At 70.0% G+C, this 24,877-nt stretch carries 18 protein-coding genes and 1 pseudogene; 11 read left to right on the top strand and 8 right to left on the bottom strand.

The genetic code is table 11. From position 1 onward, the window contains the following. Positions 1-36 precede the first annotated feature (36 nt). From ACFY1T_RS13245 to mshC, 3 genes are all read left to right on the top strand, one after another. Complete coding sequence (locus ACFY1T_RS13245) at positions 37-627, top strand: DUF3090 domain-containing protein (protein ID WP_030157160.1); 591 nt, start codon at positions 37-39, stop codon at positions 625-627. Continuing rightward, positions 591-1,499, top strand: coding sequence for an SCO1664 family protein (locus ACFY1T_RS13240; RefSeq protein WP_390788299.1), 909 nt, complete (start codon positions 591-593; stop codon positions 1,497-1,499). Before ACFY1T_RS13245 ends, ACFY1T_RS13240 begins: the two co-directional genes overlap by 37 nt. A 121-nt stretch (positions 1,500-1,620) precedes the next feature. Beyond that, on the top strand, positions 1,621-2,850 hold the full coding sequence (mshC, locus tag ACFY1T_RS13235; protein ID WP_390788210.1) for a cysteine--1-D-myo-inosityl 2-amino-2-deoxy-alpha-D-glucopyranoside ligase: 1,230 nt from the start codon (positions 1,621-1,623) through the stop codon (positions 2,848-2,850). Between the two features lie 64 nt (positions 2,851-2,914). Here mshC and ACFY1T_RS13230 read toward each other — a convergent pair whose 3' ends face one another. The 5 genes from ACFY1T_RS13230 to ACFY1T_RS13210 all read right to left on the bottom strand — a co-directional run bounded on the left by ACFY1T_RS13230 (position 2,915) and on the right by ACFY1T_RS13210 (position 9,134). Then, a complete protein-coding gene (locus ACFY1T_RS13230; protein ID WP_390788209.1) occupies positions 2,915-3,895 on the bottom strand; it encodes a PAC2 family protein in 981 nt (326 codons plus the stop codon). A gap of 127 nt (positions 3,896-4,022) precedes the next feature. Continuing rightward, positions 4,023-5,630 carry a glycerol-3-phosphate dehydrogenase/oxidase gene (locus tag ACFY1T_RS13225; RefSeq protein WP_030860300.1) on the bottom strand — a complete coding sequence of 536 codons (1,608 nt, stop codon included), beginning with the start codon at positions 5,628-5,630 and terminating at the stop codon, positions 4,023-4,025. A 37-nt stretch (positions 5,631-5,667) separates the two neighbouring features. Further along, on the bottom strand, positions 5,668-7,194 hold the full coding sequence (gene glpK, locus ACFY1T_RS13220) for a glycerol kinase GlpK (protein ID WP_229341114.1): 1,527 nt from the start codon (positions 7,192-7,194) through the stop codon (positions 5,668-5,670). A 73-nt stretch (positions 7,195-7,267) separates the two neighbouring features. Next, positions 7,268-8,050: an MIP/aquaporin family protein gene (locus ACFY1T_RS13215; RefSeq protein WP_390788208.1), complete on the bottom strand. Its 783-nt coding sequence runs from the start codon at positions 8,048-8,050 to the stop codon at positions 7,268-7,270. 316 nt (positions 8,051-8,366) lie between these two features. Beyond that, the gene (locus ACFY1T_RS13210) at positions 8,367-9,134 is read right to left on the bottom strand and encodes an IclR family transcriptional regulator (RefSeq protein WP_030860293.1); all 768 of its coding nucleotides are present in this window, start codon (positions 9,132-9,134) and stop codon (positions 8,367-8,369) included. A gap of 252 nt (positions 9,135-9,386) precedes the next feature. On the opposite strand from ACFY1T_RS13210, the gene metH reads away from it, so the two are divergent. From metH to ACFY1T_RS13190, 4 genes are all read left to right on the top strand, one after another. Further along, positions 9,387-12,899, top strand: a complete 3,513-nt coding sequence (metH, locus tag ACFY1T_RS13205) for a methionine synthase (protein WP_390788207.1) — start codon at positions 9,387-9,389, stop codon at positions 12,897-12,899. Between the two features lie 115 nt (positions 12,900-13,014). After that, the gene (locus ACFY1T_RS13200; RefSeq protein ID WP_390788206.1) at positions 13,015-13,716 is read left to right on the top strand and encodes an HAD family hydrolase; all 702 of its coding nucleotides are present in this window, start codon (positions 13,015-13,017) and stop codon (positions 13,714-13,716) included. A 480-nt stretch (positions 13,717-14,196) separates the two neighbouring features. Next, positions 14,197-15,801: an ABC transporter substrate-binding protein gene (locus tag ACFY1T_RS13195; protein ID WP_390788205.1), complete on the top strand. Its 1,605-nt coding sequence runs from the start codon at positions 14,197-14,199 to the stop codon at positions 15,799-15,801. An 86-nt stretch (positions 15,802-15,887) separates the two neighbouring features. Next, on the top strand, positions 15,888-17,474 hold the full coding sequence (locus tag ACFY1T_RS13190) for an ABC transporter substrate-binding protein (protein WP_390788204.1): 1,587 nt from the start codon (positions 15,888-15,890) through the stop codon (positions 17,472-17,474). 75 nt (positions 17,475-17,549) lie between these two features. Here the strand turns inward: ACFY1T_RS13190 and ACFY1T_RS13185 are convergent, their stop codons facing one another. Together ACFY1T_RS13185 and ACFY1T_RS13180 are read right to left on the bottom strand one after the other, a co-directional pair. Further along, positions 17,550-18,224, bottom strand: a complete 675-nt coding sequence (locus ACFY1T_RS13185; RefSeq protein WP_030860282.1) for a response regulator transcription factor — start codon at positions 18,222-18,224, stop codon at positions 17,550-17,552. Positions 18,225-18,290: 66 nt separating this feature from the next. Continuing rightward, complete coding sequence (locus ACFY1T_RS13180) at positions 18,291-19,196, bottom strand: RecB family exonuclease (RefSeq protein WP_390788203.1); 906 nt, start codon at positions 19,194-19,196, stop codon at positions 18,291-18,293. Between the two features lie 231 nt (positions 19,197-19,427). On the opposite strand from ACFY1T_RS13180, the pseudogene ACFY1T_RS13175 reads away from it, so the two are divergent. From ACFY1T_RS13175 to ACFY1T_RS13165, 3 genes and pseudogenes are all read left to right on the top strand, one after another. Continuing rightward, positions 19,428-20,588, top strand: a pseudogene (locus ACFY1T_RS13175) (site-2 protease family protein); the annotation flags it as partial. A gap of 18 nt (positions 20,589-20,606) precedes the next feature. Next, positions 20,607-21,503 carry a tRNA (adenine-N1)-methyltransferase gene (locus ACFY1T_RS13170; RefSeq protein ID WP_030860276.1) on the top strand — a complete coding sequence of 299 codons (897 nt, stop codon included), beginning with the start codon at positions 20,607-20,609 and terminating at the stop codon, positions 21,501-21,503. Positions 21,504-21,715: 212 nt separating this feature from the next. Next, complete coding sequence (locus tag ACFY1T_RS13165) at positions 21,716-22,318, top strand: hypothetical protein (protein ID WP_390788202.1); 603 nt, start codon at positions 21,716-21,718, stop codon at positions 22,316-22,318. 4 nt (positions 22,319-22,322) lie between these two features. On the opposite strand, the gene ACFY1T_RS13160 is transcribed toward ACFY1T_RS13165, so the two are convergent. Further along, on the bottom strand, positions 22,323-22,643 hold the full coding sequence (locus ACFY1T_RS13160; protein ID WP_030860269.1) for a ferredoxin: 321 nt from the start codon (positions 22,641-22,643) through the stop codon (positions 22,323-22,325). 264 nt (positions 22,644-22,907) lie between these two features. Between ACFY1T_RS13160 and arc the strand changes: the two genes are divergently transcribed. Next, the gene (arc, locus tag ACFY1T_RS13155) at positions 22,908-24,674 is read left to right on the top strand and encodes a proteasome ATPase (RefSeq protein ID WP_030860268.1); all 1,767 of its coding nucleotides are present in this window, start codon (positions 22,908-22,910) and stop codon (positions 24,672-24,674) included. Positions 24,675-24,877: the final 203 nt, after the last annotated feature.

Raw genomic sequence — 24,877 nt, 5'->3', positions numbered from 1 at the left:
AGCACCGCCCCCGCCACCGAGACTTGGAGACTGGACGTGCCCCGTCAGGTGTTCCTCTACGACCCGCCGGACCGCTTCGTGGCGGGCACGGTCGGCCTGCCGGGACGCCGTACGTTCTTCCTGCAGGCCTCCTCCGGCCCCCGCGTCACCAGCGTCTCCCTGGAGAAGACCCAGGTCGCGGCGCTGGCCGAGCGGATGGACGAGCTGCTGGACGAGGTCGTACGGCGCACCGGGGGCAACGCCCCGGTCCCGGCCGTCGCCCCTGCCGAGGCCGCCGACACCGCGCCGCTGGACGTCCCGGTCGACGAGGAGTTCCGCGTCGGCACCATGGCCCTGGCCTGGGACGGCGAGGAACAGCGGATGATCGTCGAGGCGCAGGCGCTGGTGGAGCTCGACGCCGACTCGGAGGAGGACCTCGCCGAGGCGGAGGAGCGACTGCTCCAGGACGAGGAGAACGGCCCGCCGATGCTGCGGGTCCGCCTCACCGGCGCCCAGGCCCGCGCCTTCGCCAAGCGGGCCCTGGACGTGGTCAACGCGGGCCGGCCGCCGTGCCCGCTCTGCAGCCTGCCGCTGGACCCCGAGGGGCACGTCTGCCCGCGCCAGAACGGCTACCGGCGCCAGGCGTGAGCGCCACGGGGGAACTTGAGGAGCTGCTCGCCCGGGGCGAGCTCACGGTCGTCGGCCGGATCCGCGAGGCGTCCAACGCCGTGCTGCTGTGCACGGTGGAGTACGGGGGCGTGAGCGCCGACTGCGTGTACAAGCCCGTCAAGGGCGAGCGCCCGCTGTGGGACTTCCCGGACGGGAACCTGGCCCGGCGCGAGGTCGCCGCCTACCTGGTCTCCGAGGCCACGGGATGGGGCCTGGTACCGCCCACCGTGCTGCGCGACGGGCCGTACGGCGAGGGCATGGTCCAGCTGTGGATCGAGTCCGGGGGAGACGGGAGCGGGAACGGGGATTCCGGGGACGCCGGGACCCCGGAGGGCGAACGGTCCCCGGACGGGGAGAGCGGCGACGGCAGCGGCCTGCTGGCCCTCGTCGAGGGCGAGGAGGCGGGGGAGGGCTGGAAGCCGGTCGCCCTCGCCGACGTCGGCGAGGGCCGCACCGCCCTGCTCGTCCACGCCGACGACCCGAGGCTGCGCCGGCTCGCCGTCCTCGACGCCGTGATCAACAACGGCGACCGCAAGGGCGGCCACCTGCTGCCCGCACCCGACGGGCGGCTCTTCGGCATCGACCACGGCGTGACCTTCCACCGCGAGGACAAGCTGCGCACCCTGCTCTGGGGCTGGGCGGGCGAACCGCTGACCGCCGAGGCGCGCGAGGTGCTCACCGCCCTGGCCGCCCGGCTGGCCGACGGGGAACCGCTCGCCACCCGGCTGGCCGAACTGATCACCCCGGTCGAGCTGGCCGCCGTACGGGGCCGCGTGGCCGATCTGCTGCGCACCGGAGTGCACCCGCAGCCGTCCGGGCAGTGGCCGGCCATCCCCTGGCCGCCCGTCTGAGCAGGCCGGTCGGGGCGGACACCGCTCTGGCACAGATCCGGCCAGACCACAAGACCGCCGATCAAGCCAACAGTGCAGGTCCGGTTCGTTTTCGGAACACGCGTCCGGTTAGGCTCGACACATGCATGCCTGGCCCGCTTCTGAGGTCCCCGCCCTTCCTGGCAAGGGCCGCGACCTCCAGATCCACGACACCGCGACCCAGGGGACGATCACCCTCGCCCCCGGTCCCGTCGCCCGTATCTACGTCTGCGGCATCACTCCGTACGACGCGACCCACATCGGTCACGCGGCGACCTACAACGCGTTCGACCTCGTACAGCGCGTGTGGCTCGACACCAAGAGGCAGGTCCACTACGTCCAGAACGTGACGGACGTCGACGATCCGCTGCTCGAGCGGGCGCTGCGCGACGGCCAGGACTGGACCGAGCTCGCGGAGCGCGAGACGGCACTCTTCCGCGAGGACATGACCGCCCTGCGGATGCTGCCGCCGCAGCACTACATCGGCGCCGTCGAGGCCATACCGGGCATCGTGCCGCTGGTGGAGCGGCTGCGCGACGCCGGCGCCGCGTACGACCTGGACGGCGACATCTACTTCTCGGTGGAGTCCGACGCCAACTTCGGCGCCGTATCCCACCTCGACGCCGAGGCGATGCGGCTGCTGTCCGCGGAGCGCGGCGGCGACCCGGAGCGCCCGGGCAAGAAGAACCCGCTGGACCCGATGCTGTGGATGGCCGCCCGCCCGGGCGAGCCGAGCTGGGACGGCGGCTCGCTGGGCCGCGGCCGGCCCGGCTGGCACATCGAGTGCGTCGCCATCGCCCTGGACCACCTGGGCATGGGCTTCGACATCCAGGGCGGCGGCTCCGACCTGGTGTTCCCGCACCACGAGATGGGCGCCTCGCACGCGCAGGTGCTGACGGGCGAGTTCCCGATGGCCAAGGCGTACGTGCACGCGGGCATGGTCGCGCTGCACGGCGAGAAGATGTCGAAGTCGAAGGGCAACCTGGTCTTCGTCTCCGCGCTGCGCCGCGCCGGGGTGGACCCGGCGGCGATCCGCCTCGCGCTGCTCTCGCACCACTACCGGGCCGACTGGGAGTGGACGGACGAGGTCCTGGAGCAGGCGGTGGCCCGCCTGGAGCGCTGGCGCGCGGCCGTGTCCCGCCCCGACGGCCTCCCGGCCGACGCCCTCGTCGAGGAGGTCCGCGAGGCCCTGGCGAACGATCTGGACGCCCCCGCCGCGCTGGCCGCAGTGGACCGCTGGGTGGACGCCCAGAACGCCTCCGACGGGGACGACGAGTCCGCGCCGGGCCTGGTCTCGCGCACGGTCGACGCCCTCCTGGGCGTGGCCCTGTAGCCCGCCGCGGCCGAAACCGCCGATGCCCCCCGACCGCACGGTCGGGGGGCATCGGCGGTTTCGTCTACGCCTCGGGGGCGTCGTCCTCGCCGGGCTCGGTGTCGGCCCCCGGCTCGGGGTCCGGCTTGCGCTTCGGCGGGCGGGTCAGGCCGCTGCTCGTATCGCGCAGGTACGAGCCGTCGCCCGCCTCGGCCGAGGGGGCCGCCGGGTCGCGGCGGCGCAGGTACCGCTCGAACTCCCGGGCGATGGCGTCGCCCGAGGCCTCCGGCAGGTCCGCCGTGTCCCGCGCCTCCTCCAGCGTCTGGACGTACTCCGCCACCTCGCTGTCCTCCGCGGCCAGTTGGTCCACGCCGAGCTGCCACGCCCGCGCGTCCTCCGGGAGTTCGCCCAGCGGGATCCGGATGTCGATCAGATCCTCCAGCCGGTTCAGCAGGGCCAGCGTCGCCTTCGGGTTTGGCGGCTGCGAGACGTAGTGCGGCACCGCCGCCCACAGCGAGACCGCGGGGACGCCCGCGTGGGTGCAGGCCTCCTGCAGGATGCCCACGATCCCCGTCGGTCCCTCGTACTTGGTCTCCTCCAGGTCCATCGTCCGTGCCAGGTCCGCGTCCGAGGTGACCCCGCTGACCGGCACCGGCCGGGTGTGCGGGGTGTCCCCGAGCAGCGCGCCCAGGATCACGACCATCTCCACGCCCAGTTCGTGCGCGAAGCCGAGGATCTCGTTGCAGAACGACCGCCACCGCATGGACGGTTCGATGCCCCGCACGAGCACGAGGTCACGCGGCTTCGCGCCGCCGATCCGCACCACCGACAGCCTCGTCGTCGGCCACGTGATCTTCCGTACCCCGTTGTCCAGCCACACCGTCGGCCGGTTGACCTGGAAGTCGTAGTAGTCCTCGGCGTCCAGTGCCGCGAAGACCTCGCCCTTCCACTCCCGGTCCAGGTGCGCGACCGCACCGGAGGCCGCGTCACCCGCGTCGTTCCAGCCCTCGAACGCGGCCACCATGACCGGGTCGATCAGCTCGGGCACGCCCTCAAGCTCGATCACCCAGGTCTCCTTCCGAAGTTCCCTTGCGTACGTGGGCCAGCCTAAGCCTTGAGGGGACACCGGCCACAGCCCACGACAGAGGGGCGGTTCCCCTCGGAACCGCCCCTCTTCCCCACCTGCGTACGAGCTATGCCTTGTGGCCCAGCATCTCCTCGACCCGCGCGCGCACGGAGTCGTCGTCGAGGCCGCGGACCGTCACCGTGGTGCGGCGGCGCAGCACGTCGTCGACCGTCTCGGCCCACTCGTTGTCACGGGCGTAGGCGACCTGCGCCCAGATCTCCGGGCCGTCCGGGTGGATCCGCTCGGCGAGCGCCGGGTCCTCGTTCGCGAGGCGCGCGATGTCGAAGGCCAGCGAGCCGTAGTGCGAGGCCAGGTGGCGGGCGGTCAGCGGGTCCATCCGCGTCCCGGGCTCGCGGTCCACCAGCAGGCGGTGGGCGACGGCGTTCGGGTTGGCGACACCGGGCAGCGGCACGCGGCGCACGAGCGACTTCACCGGCTCCATGTCGTCGGTGAGCGGGCTGCCGGGCAGCTTGGCCAGCTTGTCCATGACCACGCGGCCGATGTGGCGGTACGTCGTCCACTTGCCGCCGGCCACCGACAGCATGCCGCCGGCGCCCTCGGAGACGACGGTCTCGCGCTTGGCCTTCTCGACGCCGCCGGGGCCGCCGGGCAGCACCCGCAGGCCGGCGAAGGCGTACGTCATCAGCGAGCGGTCCAGGTCGGCGTCCTTCACCGAGAAGGCCGCCTCGTCCAGGATCTGCTGGATGTCGGCCTCGGTGGCGCGCACGTCCGCCGGGTCGCCCTCGTACACCTCGTCGGTGGTGCCGAGCAGCAGCTGGTCCTCCCACGGGAGGGCGAAGGTGATGCGGTACTTGTCGATCGGGGTGGCCATGGCGGCCTTCCACGGCGACTTGCGCTTCATGACGATGTGCGCGCCCTTGGAGAGGCGGATCGACGGCATCGAGTGCTTGTCTTCCATGCGCCGCAGGTGGTCCACCCACGGGCCGGTGGCGTTGAGCACGACGCGCGCGTCGACGCCGAACTCGGTGCCGTCGAGGCGGTCCTTGAGCTCGGCACCGCTGACCCGGCCGCGCGTCGTGCGCAGGCCGGTGACCTCGGCGTGGTTGAGGACGACGGCGCCCGACTCGACGGCCGCGCGGACCGTCATGACGGCGACGCGGGAGTCGTTCATCTGGTGGTCGTAGTAGACCGCGACGGCCTTGAGGTTGTCCGTCTTCAGACCCGGGTTGTCGGCGGCGGCACGGGCGGGGGATATGACCTTGCCCATGCCGTCGCCGAAGGCCGAGAGGGCGGAGTAGGCGAAGACGCCCGCGCCCAGCTTGGCCGCACCGACCGGTCCGCCCTTGTAGACCGGCAGGTAGAAGGTGAGCGGGTTGACCAGGTGCGGGGCCACGTCCTTGGCCAGCACCCGGCGCTCGTGGTGGTTCTCGGCGACCAGCTTGACCGCGCCGGTCTGCAGGTAGCGCAGACCGCCGTGGACGAGCTTGGAGGAGGCGGAGGAGGTGGCGCCGGCGAAGTCGCCGGCGTCCACCATGGCCACCCGCAGACCCGACTGCGCGGCGTGCCAGGCCACCGAGGTGCCCAGGATTCCACCGCCGATGACCAGCAGGTCGTACGTGGCCTTGGCCAGCTGCTCACGGGTCTCGGCGCGGCTCGCGTTCGAGCCGGCGGTCGGGTGCGACCCCAGGGTGGGGACGCTCTGCAGGGTGCTCATATCTCTTAGCTCCTCGTCGATTGACTCAGCTGGTGCGTCAGCTGGCGTCTTCGTCGTCGATCCAGCCCATGGACCGCTCGACGGCCTTGAGCCAGTTCTTGTACTCGCGGTCCCGCTGTTCGGCGGGCATCCGCGGGGTCCACTCCGCCGCGCGGCGCCAGTTGGCGCGCAGGGCGTCGGTGTCGGGCCAGAAGCCGACGGCCAGGCCGGCGGCGTAGGCGGCGCCGAGGCAGGTGGTCTCCGCGACCATCGGACGGACCACGGGGGCGTCCACGAAGTCGGAGAGGGTCTGCATCAGCAGGTTGTTGGAGGTCATGCCGCCGTCGACCTTGAGGGCCGCGAGCTCGACGCCCGAGTCCTTGGTCATGGCGTCGGTGATCTCACGGGTCTGCCAGGCGGTGGCCTCCAGGACGGCACGGGCGATGTGCGCCTTGGTGACGTACCGGGTGAGGCCGGCGATCACACCGCGGGCGTCGGAGCGCCAGTACGGGGCGAACAGGCCGGAGAAGGCCGGCACGAAGTAGGCGCCGCCGTTGTCCTCGACCGAGAGCGCGAGCGTCTCGATCTCGGCCGCGGTCTTGATCATGCCCATCTGGTCGCGCATCCACTGGACGAGCGAGCCGGTGACGGCGATGGAGCCCTCCAGCGCGTAGACCGGCTTCTGGTCGCCGATCTTGTAGCCGACCGTGGTCAGCAGGCCGCTGTAGGAGTTGATGACCTTGTCGCCGGTGTTCATCAGCATGAACGTGCCGGTGCCGTAGGTGGACTTGGCCTCGCCCTCGGCGAAGCAGGTCTGCCCGAAGAGGGCCGCCTGCTGGTCACCGAGCGCCGAGGCGACCGGGACACCGGCGAGGACGCCGTCCTTGACGTGGCCGTAGACCTCGGCGGAGGACTTGATCTCGGGGAGGATGTCGGTCGGGACCTCCATCGACTCCGCGATCTTCGGGTCCCACTCCAGGGTGTGCAGGTTCATCAGCATGGTGCGCGAGGCGTTGGTGACGTCGGTGACGTGCACACCGCCCTCGGCGCCGCCGGTGAGGTTCCAGATGACCCAGGAGTCCATGGTGCCGAAGAGGATGTCGCCGGCCTCGGCGCGCTCGCGCAGGCCCTCGACGTTGTCGAGCAGCCAGCGGGCCTTCGGGCCGGCGAAGTAGCTCGCCAGCGGCAGGCCGGTCTCGCGGCGGAAGCGGTCCTGGCCGACGTTGCGGCCGAGCTCCTTGCAGAGGGCGTCGGTGCGGGTGTCCTGCCAGACCAGCGCGTTGTGCACCGGCAGGCCGGTGTTCTTGTCCCACAGGACGGTGGTCTCGCGCTGGTTGGTGATGCCGACGGCCTTGACGTCGGCGGCGGTGATCTCGGCCTTGGCGATGGCGCCGGCGACGACCTCCTGGACGTTGGTCCAGATCTCGGTGGCGTCGTGCTCGACCCAGCCCGGCTTCGGGAAGATCTGCTCGTGCTCCTTCTGGTCGACGGCGACGATGCGGCCGTCGCGGTCGAAGACGATGCAGCGGGAGGAGGTGGTGCCCTGGTCGATCGCGGCGATGAAGGGGCCGGTGCTGCTGGTCATGTGGCTGCTCCTGGCAGGTCTAGGTAGGCGGAATCAGGGGCGGTGCGGATCTTGCGATACGTGCCGAGGCTGATCAGGCGAACGCGAGGTTGTACAGACCACCGGCGAGCGCGGCACCGACGAGCGGGCCGACCACCGGGATCCAGGAGTATCCCCAGTCGGAGCCGCCCTTGTTGGGAAGCGGCAGCAGGGCGTGGACGATGCGCGGGCCGAGGTCGCGGACCGGGTTGATGGCGTAGCCGGTCGGGCCGCCGAGCGAGAGGCCGATGCCGACGACGACGAAGGAGGTGATCAGGACGCCGATCACGCCGAGGCCCTTGCCGTTGTCCTGCAGGCCCTGGGTCAGGATCGCCAGGACCAGGACGGCCGTGCCGATGATCTCGGTCGTGAGGTTCTGGACGACGTTGCGGATCTCGGGGCCGGTGGAGAAGACACCGAGCACCGGACCGGCCTGGTCGTGCGGGTGCGGGTCCTCGGGGCCGAGCGTGGCGTCACGGATGTGCTCCGGGTCCGCGAGGTGCACGCGGAACTGGCCGTAGTAGGTGACCCACATGAGGACCGCGCCGAGCATGGCGCCGAGGAGCTGGCCGGCGAAGTAGACCGGTACGTCGCTCCAGTCGCTGTTCTTGATCGCAAGGCCGACGGTGACCGCCGGGTTGAGGTGCGCGCCGGAGAGCGGTGCGGAAACGTAGGCGGCGATGAGAACGGCGAAACCCCAGCCGAACGTGATCGCGAGCCAGCCTGCGTTCCGGGCCTTGGAGCTCTTGAGCGTAACGGCGGCGCAGACGCCACCACCGAGCAGTGTGAGCAGGGCGGTACCGATGGTCTCGCCGATGAAGATGTCGGAGCTGGACACCCGCGACTCCTTTGTCTTACGTCCAGGGGTGTGCGGACACCGGGTCCCGTCCGGTGGTCCGCGCACTCGGTGAGTGGTTCACCGGTCCATGGCCTTGCCACACCCTAACGCGTATTGCCGGTAGGTGTTCGACAATGCCGACCGATGAACGGCAGTTTTCATCCCAGGTGAAGAACGCGTCAAGGGTTGGCCAGGCCAAAGTGTCGGATCGTTACCACTAGGTACGATCAGCCAAACCCGGCCATCCGATGGCCGAGATATGGCGAAAAGAGGGCAGAAAGCGGCCAGGGTGTGGCCGAAAACGCTCTGAGGGGGCCTAGAACCGGCCCGCGCCGAGATCGCGTGAAACAGCACGCGCGCAGTCGCGTACGGCCGCCACGAGGCCCGTACGGGGCTCTCCCGACTCCCCGCACACCCGCTCCACGGCTCCCGCCACCGCCACCGCGCCCACCGGCATCCGGCGCCGGTCGTGGATCGGCGCCGCCACCGAGGCGATGCCGTCCCAGGTCTCCTCCACGTCCGCGGCCCAGCCGCGCGCCCGGGTCAGGTCGAGGATCTCCTCGAACCCCGTGCCGTCCGTGACGGTCCGGGGCGTGAACGCCTCGCGGTCCGCCTCCATGACCTCCGTGTGGGCGACCGGGTCGTACGCGGAGAGCACCTTGCCCAGCGCCGTGGAGTGCAGCGGCTGCATGGCCCCGACCTCAAGCACTTGACGGCTGTCGTCCGGGCGGAACACGTGGTGCATGATCAGCACCCCGCTCTTGTGGAGCACGCCCACGTACACGCTCTCGCCGCTCGCCCGGGCCAGATCGTCCGTCCAGACCAGCGCGCGGGCGCGCAGCTCGTGCACGTCCAGGTAGCTGTTGCCCAGGCGCAGCAGCTCCGCGCCCAGCTGGTAGCGGCCCGAGGCGGGGTCCTGCTCCACGAAGCCCTCGGCCTGCAGCGTGCGCAGGATCCCGTGGGCCGTGCCCTTGGCCAGGCCCAGCGAGCTGGCCACGTCCGAGAGGCCCAGCCGGCGCTCGCCGCCCGCCAGGAGTCGCAGCATCGCAGCGGCTCGTTCGAGCGACTGGATGTTCCGTGCCATCGCGCAGCCTCCTGCTGACGTAGTTCGACAATGCCGAACAGTACCGGCCCATGCCGACCTTCCGCATGGTTGGGCAACTGTTCAGGCCTCCGTCGGCCAGGACACCCCTGACAGACCCCCGCGCACAGAATGCAGTCCGCCACGTGGGACAGCCTCACCGGGGCGGGTGCCGCGCGGTTACCCTGACCGCGTGCGCCCTTGACACAGCGAGGGCGCAAAGCCGACAGCCGTCGCATCCCAGGGAGCACAACCATGGCCTCGTTGCCGAACCCGCCCGCTGACACCCAGACCCGGGCCGATGCCCTCCGAGAGGCGCTCGCCACCCGCGTGGTCGTCGCCGACGGAGCCATGGGGACGATGCTCCAGGCGCAGGACCCCTCCATGGAGGACTTCCAGCAGCTCGAAGGCTGCAACGAGGTGCTGAACGTCACCCGCCCCGACATCGTGCGCTCCGTCCACGACGCGTACTTCGCGGTGGGCGTGGACTGCGTCGAGACCAACACGTTCGGGGCCAACTTCGCCGCGCTCGCCGAGTACGACATCCCCGAACGCAATTTCGAGCTGTCGGAGTCCGGTGCCCGCATCGCCCGCGAGGTCGCCGACGAGTACACCGCCCGGACCGGTCGGCAGCGCTGGGTGCTGGGCTCGATGGGCCCCGGCACCAAGCTGCCCACCCTGGGCCACATCGACTACGCGACGATCCGCGACGCCTACCAGGTCAACGCCGAGGGCCTGATCTCCGGCGGGGCCGACGCCCTGCTCGTCGAGACCACCCAGGACCTCCTGCAGACCAAGTCCTCCATCATCGGCGCCCGCCGCGCCATGGAGGCCCTGGGCGTCTCCGTCCCGCTGATCTGCTCCGTCACCGTCGAGACCACCGGCACCATGCTGCTCGGCTCCGAGATCGGCGCCGCGCTCACCGCGCTGGAGCCGCTCGGCATCGACATGATCGGCCTGAACTGCGCCACCGGCCCCGCCGAGATGAGCGAGCACCTGCGCCACCTGGCCCGCAACGCGCGCATCCCCCTCTCCTGCATGCCCAACGCCGGCCTGCCCGTCCTCGGCAAGAACGGCGCGCACTACCCGCTGTCCGCCCCCGAGCTCGCCGACGCCCAGGAGACCTTCGTCCGCGAGTACGGGCTCTCCCTCGTCGGCGGCTGCTGCGGCACGACGCCCGAGCACCTGCGCCAGGTCGTCGAGCGGGTCCGCGGGCTCAGCCCGGCCGTCCGCGAGCCCCGCCCCGAGCCCGGCGCGTCCTCGCTCTACCAGACCGTCCCGTTCCGCCAGGACACCGCGTACATGGCGATCGGCGAGCGGACGAACGCCAACGGCTCGAAGAAGTTCCGCGAGGCCATGCTCGACGCCCGCTGGGACGACTGCGTCGAGATGGCCCGCGACCAGATCCGCGAGGGCGCGCACATGCTCGACCTCTGCGTGGACTACGTCGGCCGCGACGGCGTCGCCGACATGAAGGAGCTCGCCGGCCGCTTCGCCACGGCCTCGACGCTGCCGATCGTCCTGGACTCCACCGAGGTTCCCGTGATCCAGGCGGGCCTGGAGAAGCTGGGCGGCCGCGCCGTCATCAACTCGGTGAACTACGAGGACGGCGACGGACCCGAGTCCCGCTTCGCGAAGGTCACCGGGCTGGCCCGCGAGCACGGCGCCGCGCTGATCGCGCTGACCATCGACGAGGAGGGCCAGGCCCGCACCGTCGAGCACAAGGTCGCCATCGCCGAGCGCCTGATCGAGGACCTGACCGGCAACTGGGGCATCAACGAGTCGGACATCCTCATCGACACGCTGACCTTCACCATCTGCACCGGCCAGGAGGAGTCCCGCAAGGACGGCATCGCGACGATCGAGGCGATCCGCGAGCTCAAGCGCCGCCACCCGGACGTCCAGACCACGCTCGGCCTGTCCAACATCTCCTTCGGCCTGAACCCGGCCGCCCGCGTCCTGCTGAACTCGGTCTTCCTCGACGAGTGCGTCAAGGCCGGCCTGGACTCGGCGATCGTCCACGCCTCCAAGATCCTGCCCATCGCGCGCTTCGACGACGAGCAGGTCACCACCGCCCTCGACCTGATCTACGACCGGCGCGCCGGCGACTACGACCCGCTCCAGAAGCTGATGGCCCTCTTCGAGGGCGTCAACACCAAGTCGCTCAAGGCCGGCCGCGCCGAGGAGCTCATGGCGCTCCCGCTCGACGAGCGGCTCCAGCGCCGCATCATCGACGGCGAGAAGAACGGCCTGGAGGCCGACCTCGACGAGGCCCTGCAGACCCGGCCCGCCCTCGACATCGTCAACGACACCCTCCTGGAGGGCATGAAGGTCGTCGGCGAGCTCTTCGGCTCGGGCCAGATGCAGCTGCCGTTCGTGCTCCAGTCGGCCGAGGTCATGAAGACCGCGGTCGCCTTCCTCGAACCGCACATGGAGAAGACCGACGACGAGGGCAAGGGCACCATCGTGCTCGCCACCGTCCGCGGCGACGTCCACGACATCGGCAAGAACCTCGTCGACATCATCCTCACCAACAACGGCTACAACGTCGTGAACATCGGCATCAAGCAGCCGGTCTCCGCGATCCTCGAAGCCGCGCAGGAGCACAAGGCCGACGTCATCGGCATGTCGGGCCTGCTCGTGAAGTCGACCGTGATCATGAAGGAGAACCTTGAGGAGCTCAACCAGCGCAAGCTGGCGGCCGACTACCCGGTGATCCTCGGCGGCGCCGCCCTCACCCGCGCCTACGTGGAGCAGGACCTCCACGAGATCTACGAGGGCGAGGTCCGCTACGCCCGCGACGCGTTCGAGGGCCTGCGCCTGATGGACGCCCTGATCGCCGTCAAGCGCGGCGTGCCCGGCGCCTCCCTGCCCGAGCTCAAGCAGCGCCGCGTCGCCAAGCGGGACACGCCCGCCCTCCAGGTCGAGGAGCCCGAGGAGAAGGGCGGCCGCTCCGACGTCGCGGTCGACAACCCGGTCCCCACCCCGCCGTTCTGGGGCACCCGCGTGGTCAAGGGCATCCCGCTGAAGGACTACGCCTCCTGGCTGGACGAGGGCGCGCTGTTCAAGGGCCAGTGGGGCCTCAAGCAGGCCCGCGCCGGCGGGGCCACGTACGAGGAGCTCGTGGAGAGCGAGGGCCGGCCGCGGCTGCGCGGCCTCCTCGACAAGCTGCACACCGAGAACCTGCTCGAGGCCGCGGTGGTCTACGGGTACTTCCCCTGCGTCTCCAAGGGCGAGGACCTGATCATCCTCGACGACGACGGGAACGAGCGGACCCGCTTCACCTTCCCGCGTCAGCGCCGCGGCCGGCGCCTGTGCCTGGCCGACTTCTTCCGCCCGGAGGAGTCCGGCGAGACCGACGTGGTCGGCCTGCAGGTGGTCACCGTCGGCTCCAGGATCGGCGAGGCCACGGCCAAGCTGTTCGAGTCCGACTCGTACCGCGAGTACCTGGAGCTGCACGGCCTGTCGGTCCAGCTGGCCGAGGCCATGGCCGAGTACTGGCACGCCCGCGTCCGCGCCGAGCTCGGCTTCGGCGGCGAGGACCCGGCCGCCGTGGAGGACATGTTCGACCTGAAGTACCGCGGCGCGCGCTTCTCGCTGGGCTACGGGGCCTGCCCCGACCTGGAGGACCGGGCCAAGATCGCCGACCTCCTCCAGCCGGAGCGGATCGGCGTCCACCTCTCCGAGGAGTTCCAGCTCCACCCGGAGCAGTCCACCGACGCGATCGTCATCCACCACCCCGAAGCGAAGTATTTCAACGCACGCTGACGCGGACCGACGTACACTTGTCGGTCCCATACAGGCCGGTCGCCTGTTTCCCCGGGCCATGCCCGCGGGGAAGAGGCGGCCGGCCTTCTCGTCCCCTGAGAGAGGTGTGTGCCGGATGACCAGCACCGTTCCCGCGTCCGTCGCCCGTACGGCCGACGGGCATGCCCTGCAGGCGGTGCTGCTGGACATGGACGGCACCCTCGTCGACACCGAGGGCTTCTGGTGGGAGATCGAGGTGGACGTCTTCGGCGAGCTCGGCCACCGGCTCGAGGAGTCCTGGCGCGACGTCGTCGTCGGCGGGCCGATGACGCGCAGCGCCGCCTTCCTCATCGAGTCCACCGGCGCCGCGATCACCCTTTCGGAGCTGAGCGTCCTGCTGAACGAGCGGTTCGAGGCGCGGATCGCCGATCAGGTCCCGCTGATGCCCGGCGCCGAGCGGCTGCTGGCCGAGCTGGCGCGGCACAACGTGCCCACCGCCCTCGTCTCCGCCTCGCACCGCAGCGTCATCGACCGGGTGCTGCTCACCCTGGGCCCCGAGCGGTTCGCGCTGAGCGTGGCCGGCGACGAGGTGGCCCGTACGAAGCCGCACCCCGACCCGTACCTGCTCGCCGCCCGCACCCTCGGCGCGCACCCCTCGCGCTGCGCGGTCATCGAGGACACCGCGACGGGCGTGGCCTCCGCCGAGGCCGCCGGCTGCCGGGTCGTGGCCGTGCCCTCCGTCGGCACCATCGCGCCCGCGCCCGGCCGCACCATCGTCCGCTCGCTGGAGGACGTGGACCTTCCGTTCCTGCGCTCCCTCATCACTCCGATGAACTGATCGCATACGCTCAGTGCCGAACGGAATCGTGGTGTGACCGAGGTCCCACGGAAGGATCTTCCGTTCCATGGCCTGGAGGCTGAAATTCCATCCTTTCCGTGGCAGTTTTAACAGGTGACCTTTGTCACCCGCCAAGCCCCCGACGGACCTGTCCGGGGGCTTGGAAACCTGCCCTTGTGTCCGGATTGATCAGCTCCTGACCGAATCTGCGGTGACCGGGACATAGACAGGCAGTCCGCACCCATCACCGTGCGATTACGCCCCAAGTCCTGCCAGTTCAAGCCATCCCCTCCCAGACCACTAATGTCGACGCGGGCACTACGCCGCACCTCTGCTGTCCCGGACGCACACCCATGTGCCGGGACCGCGTGGACCGATCGTCACAACACCGGCCCGATCGTTCCGCCCTGAACGGGCGACCGCCGCGAAGTGCCCTTTACGCCGCTTTGAGCAAGTGCCGGTCAAGGGAGTACTTCCAGCATGAACCGCAAGACCCTGGTGCTGACGGCCGCGGCCGGACTGCTCACCCCCACGCTCGCTGCCTGCGGCAGCACGAGCGGAGGAGGAGCGGGATCCGGAGTGATCGTCGTCGGGACCACCGACCGGTTCGAGGCGGCCGACTACGCCCCCGCACCGTTCGACCCGGCCTACGCCTACGACGCCGGTGCCTGGAACGTCCTGCGGCAGACCGTCCAGACGCTGATGCACACCCCCCGCGGCGGCGGCCAGCCCGTCCCCGAAGCGGCATCCGACTGCCGCTTCACCGACACGGGCAACGAGAGCTACCGCTGCACCCTGCGCTCCGGCCTCAAGTTCGCGAACGGCGAGCCCCTGACGGCCAAGGACGTCAAGTTCTCCATCGACCGCGTCCTCGCCATCAAGGACGAGAACGGCCCCTCCTCGCTGCTCTCCACCCTCGACACCGTCGAGGTGAAGTCCGCCGACACCGTCGTCTTCCACCTGAAGACCCCGGACGCGACCTTCCCGTACAAGCTCTCCACCCCGGCCGCCGGCATCGTCAGCGAGAAGAACTACGACGCGAAGAAGCTCCGCGAGGGCTTCGCCGTCGACGGCTCCGGCCCGTACACGATGAAGGCCGAGGTCAAGGACAACCACCTCGTCCGGGCCGTCTTCACCAAGAACCCCAACTACAAGGGCGACTTGAAGCTGCAGAACGACAAGGTCGAGCTGCGCACCTTCGACGACTCCGCGGCCATGGGCAAGGCCCTCACCGCCGGATCCGTCCACGTGGTCTCGCGCACCCTGTCGCCCGCCCAGATCACCGAGTTCGCCGCCAAGCCGCCCAAGGGCGTCAAGCTGGTCCCGATGCCCGGCCTGGAGATCCGCTACATCGGCTTCAACACCGATGCCCCGGCCGTCAAGGACAAGGCCGTACGCCAGGCCCTCGCCGCCGCCGTCGACCGCAACGCGATCATCGACAAGGTCTACGGCAAGGCCGCGCAGCCGCTGTACTCGCTGGTCCCCTCCTCGGTGCCCGGCCACGTCAACTCCTTCTTCAACAAGTACGGCGAGGCCAACACCGCGAAGGCCGCCGACCTGCTGAAGGCCGCCGGGATCAAGACCCCGGTCAAGCTGACGCTGAACTACACCAAGGACCACTACGGCGACGGCACGGCCACCGAGTTCGAGACCCTGAAGAACCAGCTGAACTCCACCCAGCTGTTCGACGTCACCGTCCAGGGCTCCGACTGGTCCGACTTCCGGCCCGCGCAGAAGAAGGGCGACTACGCCGCCTACGGGCTCGGCTGGTTCCCCGACTACCCGGACGCCGACAACTTCCTCGCCCCGTTCCTGGAGCAGGACAACTTCCTGGGCACGCCGTACGCCAACGCCGCGGTGCGCACCAGGCTCATCCCCGACTCCCGGCGCGCCGTCGACCGCAACGTCGCCGTCCCCGCGATCACGGAGATGCAGGACATCGTCGCCGAGGACGTGCCCGTCCTGCCCCTGTGGCAGGGCAAGCAGTACGTCGCCGCACGCGACGGGATCACCGGAGTGGAGTGGTCGGTCAACGCCATCTCCGACCTCCAGCTGTGGGAACTCGGCCGCGGCGTCAGCGGCTGAGACCGGCAGTACCGGCAGTACCGGCGGCGGGTGTCGCAGGCCGGCGCAACGAAACAGTTCGACTGACTGTGAAGGACGTTCGCGTGATGAGACGTAACCAGTGGCTTGCGGCCCCGCTCGGCGCGGCCACCGCCGCCGCACTGCTCAGCGGTTGCGGTTCGACCGGCAGCCCCACCGCCGACGGCGGCGGCAAGGGCGTGGTCATGGGCATATCCGACCGGGTACGGTCCACCGACCCCGCCTCCGGCTACGACGCCGGGTCCTGGCTGCTCTTCAACAACGTCTTCCAGTCCCTGCTGGCCTTCCCCAAGGGCGGCGGCACCACGCCGGAGCCCGACGCCGCGCAGAGCTGCAACTTCGAGGGCGGCGACAGCAAGCTCTACAAGTGCACCCTGCGCGCCGGCCTGAAGTTCAGCAACGGCCACCCGCTCACCTCCAAGGACGTCAAGTACTCCTTCGAGCGCACGCTGAAGATCAACGACGACAACGGCCCCGCCGTGATGCTCTCGTCGATCGCCGGCATCGACACCCCCGACGACAAGACCGTCGTCTTCCGCCTCAAGACCTCCGACGCGACCTTCCCCAGCAAGATCGCCTCGGGCGCGGGCTCCATCGTCGACCACAGCGAGTACCCGGCCGACAAGCTCCGCACCGACAACAAGGCCGTCGGCTCGGGCGTCTACAAGCTGGACTCCTTCAACGACAAGAGCGCCGGGTTCTCCGTCAACGAGAACTACAGCGGCAAGGCCAAGGCGAAGAACACCGGCGTCACCCTCAAGTTCTTCAACGGCGACCAGGCCGCCCTGAAGAAGGTCCTCGAGGGCGGCGACGTCGACTTCGCCTTCCGCGGCCTCGCCGCCAAGGACATCGCCGCCATGTCCTCCACCAAGACCGGGGACAACAAGGTCGAGGTCGTCCAGGGCACCGGCGCCGAAGTCGAGCACCTCGTCTTCAACATGAACGACCCGGTCGCCGGCAAGCTCCCGATCCGCAAGGCCATCGCCTACCTCGTGGACCGCGAAGCGATCGTCAAGGAGGTCTACGACGGCACGACGACCTCCCTGTACTCGATCGTCCCGGCCGGCATCGCCTCCCACAACACCGCCTTCTTCGACCGCTACGGCGGCAGCCCGCAGCCGAAGAAGGCCGAGGCCGTCCTGCGCGCCGCCGGCATCAAGGACAAGGTGAAGATCACCCTGTACTCGACGACGACCCGCAACGGCCCCTCCACCGACCAGCAGTTCCAGCTCATCGCCAAGCAGCTCAACGAGAGCGGACTCTTCGAGGCCGACGTCAAGTCCGTCGAGTTCACGCAGTACGAGAAGGACATCCAGGACGGCAAGTACGGCGTGTACGTCAAGGGCTGGGTCCCCGACTACCCCGACGCCGACAGCTTCACCCAGCCGTTCTTCGGCCCGGACAACGTCGTGCACAACAACTACGACAACAAGGAGATCAGCGGGACGATCATCCCGTCGACCGCCGCCAAGTCCGACCGCACCGCCGCCAACACGGACTACAACCGGCTGCAGGACATCGTCGCCGACGAGATCCCGCTGCTCCCGCTCTGGCAGAGCAAGCAGTACGCCGTCACCCGCCAGAACGTGACCGGCCTGCAGTGGTCGCTGGACGCCTCCACCGTCTTCCGCTTCTGGGAGATCAGCAAGGGCTGACCCGACCCGGTACGGCGAAGGGGCCGGCAGCCGCGCGATGCGGCCGCCGGCCCCTTCGGCCGTCCCCGGGCGGTCCTACGCCCCGGCGCCCGGCCGCACCAGACCGCTCTCGTACGCGTACACCGCCGCCTGGACCCGGTCGCGCAGGCCCAGCTTCGTCAGCACGTGCCCCACGTGCGTCTTCACCGTCGTCTCGCTGACGAACAGGTCCGCCGCGATCTCCGCGTTCGACAGGCCGCGCGCCACCAGCTTCAGCACCTCGACCTCCCGCTCGGTCAGCGTGCCCAGAGTGTCCGGCACGCTCTCCTCGCCCGACGGCAGATGGCCCGCGTACTTGTCCAGCAGCCGCCGCGTGATGCTCGGCGCCAGCATCGCCTCGCCGCCCGCGACCACCCGGATCGCCTGCACCAGCTCCACGGCCGGCGCGTCCTTCAGCAGGAACCCGCTCGCCCCCGCCCGCAGCGCCTCCACCACGTACTCGTCCAGGTCGAAGGTGGTCAGCACGAGCACCTTCGCCGGACCGTCCCGGCCCGGACCCGTGATCTGCCGGGTCGCCTCCACCCCGTCCATCCGGGGCATCCGGATGTCCATCAGCACCACGTCGGGCTGCAGCGCCCGCACCTGGTCCAGCGCCTGCAGACCGTCCCCGGCCTCGCCGACGACCGCCAGGTCCTGTTCGGCCTCCAGGATCATCCGGAAGCCGGTGCGCAGCAGCGGCTGGTCGTCGACCAGTAGGACGCGGATCGCCACGGTGGGGTACCTCGTATTCGTACGGCGGCATCGACGGACGCCGCCCATTCTGCCCTGACCGGCCCCTCAGGATTCCCCGGCCCCGGCCCCGGGACCGGCCTCGGGCCTCGGGGCGATCACCAGCGGATAGACCGGGGGAGTCCCGCCGAACTCCGGACACACCGCCCGGTGATCGCACCAGCCGCACAGCTTCGTCGGCCGCGGCCGCCAGTCACCCGTCTCCGTCGCCTCCTTGATCGCGTCCCACAGCGCCAGCAGCTTGCGCTCCACCCGCTCCAGATCCGCGATCACCGGGTCGTACGTCAGCACGTCCCCGCTGCCCAGGTACACCAGCTGCAGCCGCCGCGGCACGACCTGCTTCAGCCGCCACACCACCAGCGCGTAGAACTTCATCTGGAACAGGGCGCCCTCGGCGTACTCCGGCCGCGGCGCCTTGCCCGTCTTGTAGTCGACGATCCGCACCTCGCCCGACGGCGCCACGTCCACCCGGTCGATGATCCCGCGCAGCCGCAGCCCCGACTCCAGCTCCGTCTCCACGAAGAACTCCCGCTCCACCGGCTCCAGCCGCGTCGGGTCCTCCAGCGTGAACCACCGCTCCACCAGCGCCTCGGCCTCCGTCAGCCAGCGCGCCAGCCCCGCCCCCTCGTCCGCCTCCGGGAACAGCTCCACCAGCTCCGGCTTCGACTCCAGCAGCCGGTCCCACTGCCCCGGGATCAGCGCCTTCGCCCGCGGCGCCGTCCGCTCCACCGCCGGGTGGTCGAAGAGCCGCTCCAGCACCGCGTGCACCAGCGTGCCCCGCGTCGCCGCCGCACTCGGCTTCTCCGGCAGCTTGTCGATCACCCGGAACCGGTACAGCAGCGGGCACTGCATGAAATCGCTCGCCCGCGAAGGGGAGAGCGAAGAGGGCGCCACAGCGCGCGGCGCTGCGTCGGCATCGGCTGCGCCAGGAACCGGACCGGGGCTCGTCGTCATGGACAAAACCCTACGACCCGCGACCGACAGCGCGCGCATACCATCGACGACGAGCACCCTCGCACTGCATGATCGGAGCATCACACCGCGCTACCGGAACCCCGCCCCGCACCGAACGTGCACCTGCACCACACTGAAAGCACCGCCGGCCGCAACCCGCCGGACAGCACCGAACGAAGGACAGCCGTGGCAGACACCGACGAAACCGGCGAGCGCGCAGACAAGCGCTCCGGACCGGGCGGCGGCATCCTCATGGGCCGCCCCTTCGGCGTGCCCGTCTACGTCTCGCCCAGCTGGTTCCTCGTCGCCGCCCTCATCACCTGGGTCTTCGGCGACCAGCTCGACCGCGTCCTGCCCGACCTCGGCCCGGCCCGCTACCTCGTCTCCCTCTTCTTCGCCGTCGCCTTCTACGCCTCGGTCCTCGTCCACGAACTCGCCCACACCGTGGCCGCGCTGCGCTTCAAACTGCCCGTGCGCCGGATCCAGCTCCAGTTCTTCGGCGGCGTCTCCGAGATCGAGAAGGAGTCCGAGACCCCCGGCCGCGAATTCGTCCTCGCCTTCGTCGGCCCCCTCCTGTCGATCCTCCTCGCCGGCGCCTTCTACCTCGGCATGGAGCTCGTCGACCCGGCCACCGTCCCCGGCGTCCTGCTCGCCGGCCTGATGATCTCCAACCTGCTCGTCGCCGCCTTCAACCTGCTCCCCGGCCTCCCCCTCGACGGGGGCCGCATGCTGCGCGCCGTCATCTGGGGCATCACCGGCAAGCCCATGACCGGCACCGTCGCCGCCGCCTGGGTCGGCCGGGGCCTCGCCGTCGCCGTCCTCATCGGACTCCCGATGATCACCCACACCGGCATCCTGGGCACCGGTGCGGGCGCCATCGAGTCGACCGGCATGAACACCGTCATGGACGCCCTGCTCGCCGCGATCCTCGCCGCCATCATCTGGACCGGCGCCGGCAACAGCCTGCGCATGGCCCGCCTGCGCGAGCACCTCCCCGAACTGCGCGCCCGCACCCTCACCCGGCGCGCCGTCCCCGTGGAGAACGCCACCCCGCTCTCGGAGGCCCTGCGCCGGGCCAACGCCCACGGAGCCCGCGCCATCGTCGTCGTCGACGGCCACGGCGATCCGCTGTCCATCGTCCGCGAGAGCGCCATCGCCTCCGTCCCCGAGCACCGCCGCCCCTGGGTCGCCGTGAGCACCCTCGCCCAAGAGCTCACCGACGGGATGAGGGTCTCGGCCGAGCTCTTCGGCGAAGAGCTCCTCGACCACCTCCGGGCCACCCCCGCCAGCGAGTACCTCGTCCTCGAGCCCTCCGGCGAGATCTACGGCGTCCTGTCCACCCTCGACGTCGAGAAGGCCTTCGTGAAGGCCATGGCGCGGCCCCAGTCCTGAAGCCAATACACTGGTCACATGTCCGAACCGACCGGTGCCGCCCGCCGACGCGGGCCCTTCGAGGTCGGGGACCAGGTTCAGCTCACCGACCCCAAGGGCCGCCACTACACGTTCACGCTCGAAGCCGGGAAGAATTTCCACACCCACAAGGGTTCCTTCCCGCACGACGAGCTGATCGGCTCCCCCGAGGGAAGCGTCGTCCGTACCACGGGCAACGTCGCCTATCTCGCGCTGCGTCCCCTGCTCCCCGACTATGTCCTGTCCATGCCCCGCGGCGCCGCCGTGGTCTACCCCAAGGACGCGGGCCAGATCCTGGCCTTCGCCGACATCTTCCCCGGCGCCCGCGTCGTGGAGGCGGGGGTGGGCTCCGGCTCCCTGAGCAGCTTCCTGCTGCGCGCCATCGGCGACCAGGGCATGCTCCACAGCTACGAGCGCCGCGCGGACTTCGCCGAGATCGCCACCGCCAACGTCGAGCGCTACTTCGGCGGCCCCCACCCCGCGTGGAAGCTGACCGTGGGCGACCTCCAGGACAACCTGGACGAGACCGACGTCGACCGCGTGATCCTCGACATGCTCGCCCCCTGGGAGTGCCTGGACGCGGTCAAGAAGGCCCTCGTCCCCGGCGGCATCCTCTGCTGCTACGTGGCCACCACCACCCAGCTCTCCAAGACCGTCGAGTCCATCCGCGAGATCGGCTGCTTCGCCGAGCCGCAGCCGTGGGAATCGATGATCCGCAACTGGCACGTCGAGGGCCTGGCCGTCCGCCCGGACCACCGGATGATCGGCCACACCGGCTTCCTCGTCACCGCCCGGCGCCTCGCGGACGGCGTCGAGCCGCCCATGCGCCGCCGCCGCCCCGCCAAGGGCGCCTACGGCGAGGACTACGACGGACCCGGCAGCGACCGCTCCGCGTAAGCGGCGGCGAGGCCACCCGGCCCCAGCCAACACCAAGGCGCTGTGGCGCAGTTCCCCGGACGATCCGGGAACTGCGCCACAGCGCCTTTTCGTTGTCCCGCCAGTGGCCCCCCATACCGGCCCCAGCCGACACGGACCCGGCCGTTCCGCCCCGGTGTGAGGTGTGGCACGATGCTGGCTCCCCGTCACCCTTCGCACAGGAGACACCCCGCGTGCCGCACCGCCCCGCCGAGCTGACGCCGACACCGGAATTCCTGGCCCACAGCAGCGCCAGGCCCCTGCACTGGCTCGCCACGGCCACCGCCATGGCCGCCGTCATAGCCGCCGCGGGACTCATCCAGCCCGACGCCTCCGCCACCGGCCACGCCGGCCCTGCGGCGGCCCCCGCGAGCGGCCCGCAGGCCGCGGCCCCCGACCCGGCGGCGGTCACGTACCCGCTGGACTGCAAGGGCCTCCCCACGGCCGTCACGGCCACCGCCCAGGGCGACCTCGACGGCGACGGCCGCCCCGAGACCGTGGCCGCCGTACGCTGCGACGCCGGATCCGGCACCCCGCCCCACGCGATCTACGTACTCGCCCAGGACAAGGCGCCGGGCTCGACGCCCAGGGTCGTGGCCACCCTGCTGGAGGCCGGGAAGAGGCAGACCGCCACCGAGCTCACCGTGCGCGACGGAGTCGTCACCGCCAGCCTCCTCGGTTACTCCTCGCCCCAGGTGCCCCGCTACAGCCCCGACGTGAAGCAGCTCGCCAAGTGGCGCTGGAGCGGCGGAAAATTCCGCCAGGAGCTGACGAACTCAGACGCCAGAAGTGTTTGAACCGTCACTCCGCGTCGGGACCGTAGACCTCGACCCTGTCCGAAACGCGCCTTACGTGGATGCAGTCGCCCGGGCATTCCTTCGCCGAGTCCACCACGTCCTGGAGGAGCGTGAGGGGAACCGGAGTCGTCGCCCCCGCGTCCACCAGAAGCTCGTCCTCGGGGCTCTTCACGTACGCCAGACCGTCGATGTCCAGCTCGAACACCTCCGGCGCGTACTGCACACAGATGCCGTCACCGGTGCACAGGTCCTGGTCGATCCAGACCTCGAGCGGCTCGCCGGCCTGCCCGGCACCACCCGTGGGAGCCTCCTGCTGCACGGTCATATCTCCTGCCGTTCCCTGCGCTCAGTGATCCGTTTCCGCCACAAGCCGCGGCAAGTCGCGCGAGCCCTGACGGGTGTTGAACAGTTCGACCTTACAACCGGCCGCTTTCCGATGTTGATGGGTGGGTATTTCCTTGGCGTGAGGGAGTACGCAAGGGTGAAGATCGGACACACCTCTACCGTCTTTGTGATCTAGGGGTTTCAATCACCACCAGCCCAGGTAGGGTCAGGAAGCGTCCAGCTCCCCTTGGAGGAGGTGAGGACCGTGGCAGCCCACGACGACGACATCAACCGCGGCATCCGGCCGGGGCGAGGGTCTGAGGACCCCGCCGGTCAGGTTGCCTATCTCGAGCAGGAAATCGCCGTCCTGCGACGTAAGCTCGCCGACTCTCCGCGACACACGAGGATTCTCGAAGAGCGGATCGTCGAGCTCCAGACAAACCTGGCCGGCGTCTCCGCGCAAAACGAGCGACTGGCAAATACGCTCCGTGAGGCCCGCGACCAGATCATCGCACTCAAGGAGGAAGTCGACCGGCTCGCGCAGCCGCCGGCCGGCTTCGGCGTCTTCCTTCAGGCGAACGAAGACGGCACCGTCGACATCTTCACCGGCGGCCGAAAGCTCCGCGTGAACGTGAGCCCCAGCGTCGAACCGGAAGACCTCCGGCGCGGCCAGGAGGTCATGCTCAACGAGGCCCTCAACGTGGTCGAGGCCATGGAGTTCGAACGGGCCGGGGACATCGTCACCCTCAAGGAGATCCTCGAGGACGGCGAGCGCGCCCTGGTGGTCGGGCACACCGACGAGGAAAGGGTGGTGAGGCTCGCCGAGCCGCTCCTGGACATCACCATCCGCCCCGGCGACGCCCTCCTGCTCGAGCCCCGCTCCGGCTACGTCTACGAGGTGGTCCCCAAGAGCGAGGTCGAGGACCTGGTCCTCGAAGAGGTCCCGGACATCGACTACGACAAGATCGGCGGCCTGGGCGACCAGATCGAGCTGATCCGCGACGCGGTCGAGCTCCCGTACCTCTACCCCGACCTCTTCAAGGAACACGAACTGCGGCCCCCGAAGGGCATCCTGCTGTACGGCCCTCCCGGCTGCGGCAAGACGCTCATCGCCAAGGCAGTGGCCAACTCCCTTGCCAAGAAGGTCGCCGAGGTGACCGGACAGGCCCAGGGCAAGTCCTACTTCCTGAACATCAAGGGCCCCGAACTCCTCAACAAGTACGTCGGCGAGACCGAGCGGCACATCCGCCTCGTCTTCCAGCGTGCTCGTGAGAAGGCCAGCGAGGGCACCCCCGTCATCGTCTTCTTCGACGAGATGGAATCCCTCTTCCGCACCCGCGGATCCGGAGTCAGCTCGGACGTGGAGAACACCATCGTCCCCCAGCTGCTCGCCGAGATCGACGGTGTGGAGGGCCTGGAGAACGTCATCGTGATCGGCGCCTCCAACCGCGAGGACATGATCGACCCGGCCATCCTGCGCCCCGGCCGGCTCGACGTGAAGATCAAGATCGAGCGCCCCGACGCCGAAGCGGCGAAGGACATCTTCGCCAAGTACCTCAAGGCCTCGCTGCCGCTCCACACCGACGACCTCACCGAGCACTCCGGCTCGCCCGAGGTCGCCGTCCACAGCATGATCCAGACGGTCGTCGAGCAGATGTACGCCGAAACCGAGGAGAACCGCTTCCTCGAGGTCACGTACGCCAACGGCGACAAGGAGGTCCTGTACTTCAAGGACTTCAACTCCGGCGCCATGATCCAGAACATCGTGGACCGGGCCAAGAAGATGGCCATCAAGGCCTTCCTCGAACACAACCAGAAGGGCCTCCGGGTCTCCCACCTCCTCCAGGCTTGCGTGGACGAGTTCAAGGAGAACGAGGACCTTCCGAACACCACCAACCCGGACGACTGGGCCCGGATCTCCGGCAAGAAGGGCGAGCGGATCGTATTCATCCGCACGCTCGTCACCGGAAAGCAGGGCGCGGACACCGGACGCTCCATCGACACGGTGGCGAACACCGGTCAGTACCTCTGATCGGACAGGGCGGCTGCGGATGCCCTACCCGGGCACCCGCAGCCGACTGCTTTACCGACTGCTCTTTTCAGCCGGTGACGGGGTGAAGTCAATGACTGAAATGATCTCCCCACCAGCGCGGAGTGGTTCTAGGCTCTTCCGTACCGCCGGTCGCGCAGTGCGGGGACGGGCACCGCACACGCACCGGAGCACCAGCGGTACTT

It is taken from the genome of Streptomyces sp. NPDC001194, assembly GCF_042896985.1.
In the GTDB taxonomy this organism is placed as follows: domain Bacteria; phylum Actinomycetota; class Actinomycetes; order Streptomycetales; family Streptomycetaceae; genus Streptomyces.
The sequence above is the reverse complement of the archived record's forward strand: the minus strand, read 5'-3'. Positions and strand labels throughout refer to the sequence as shown.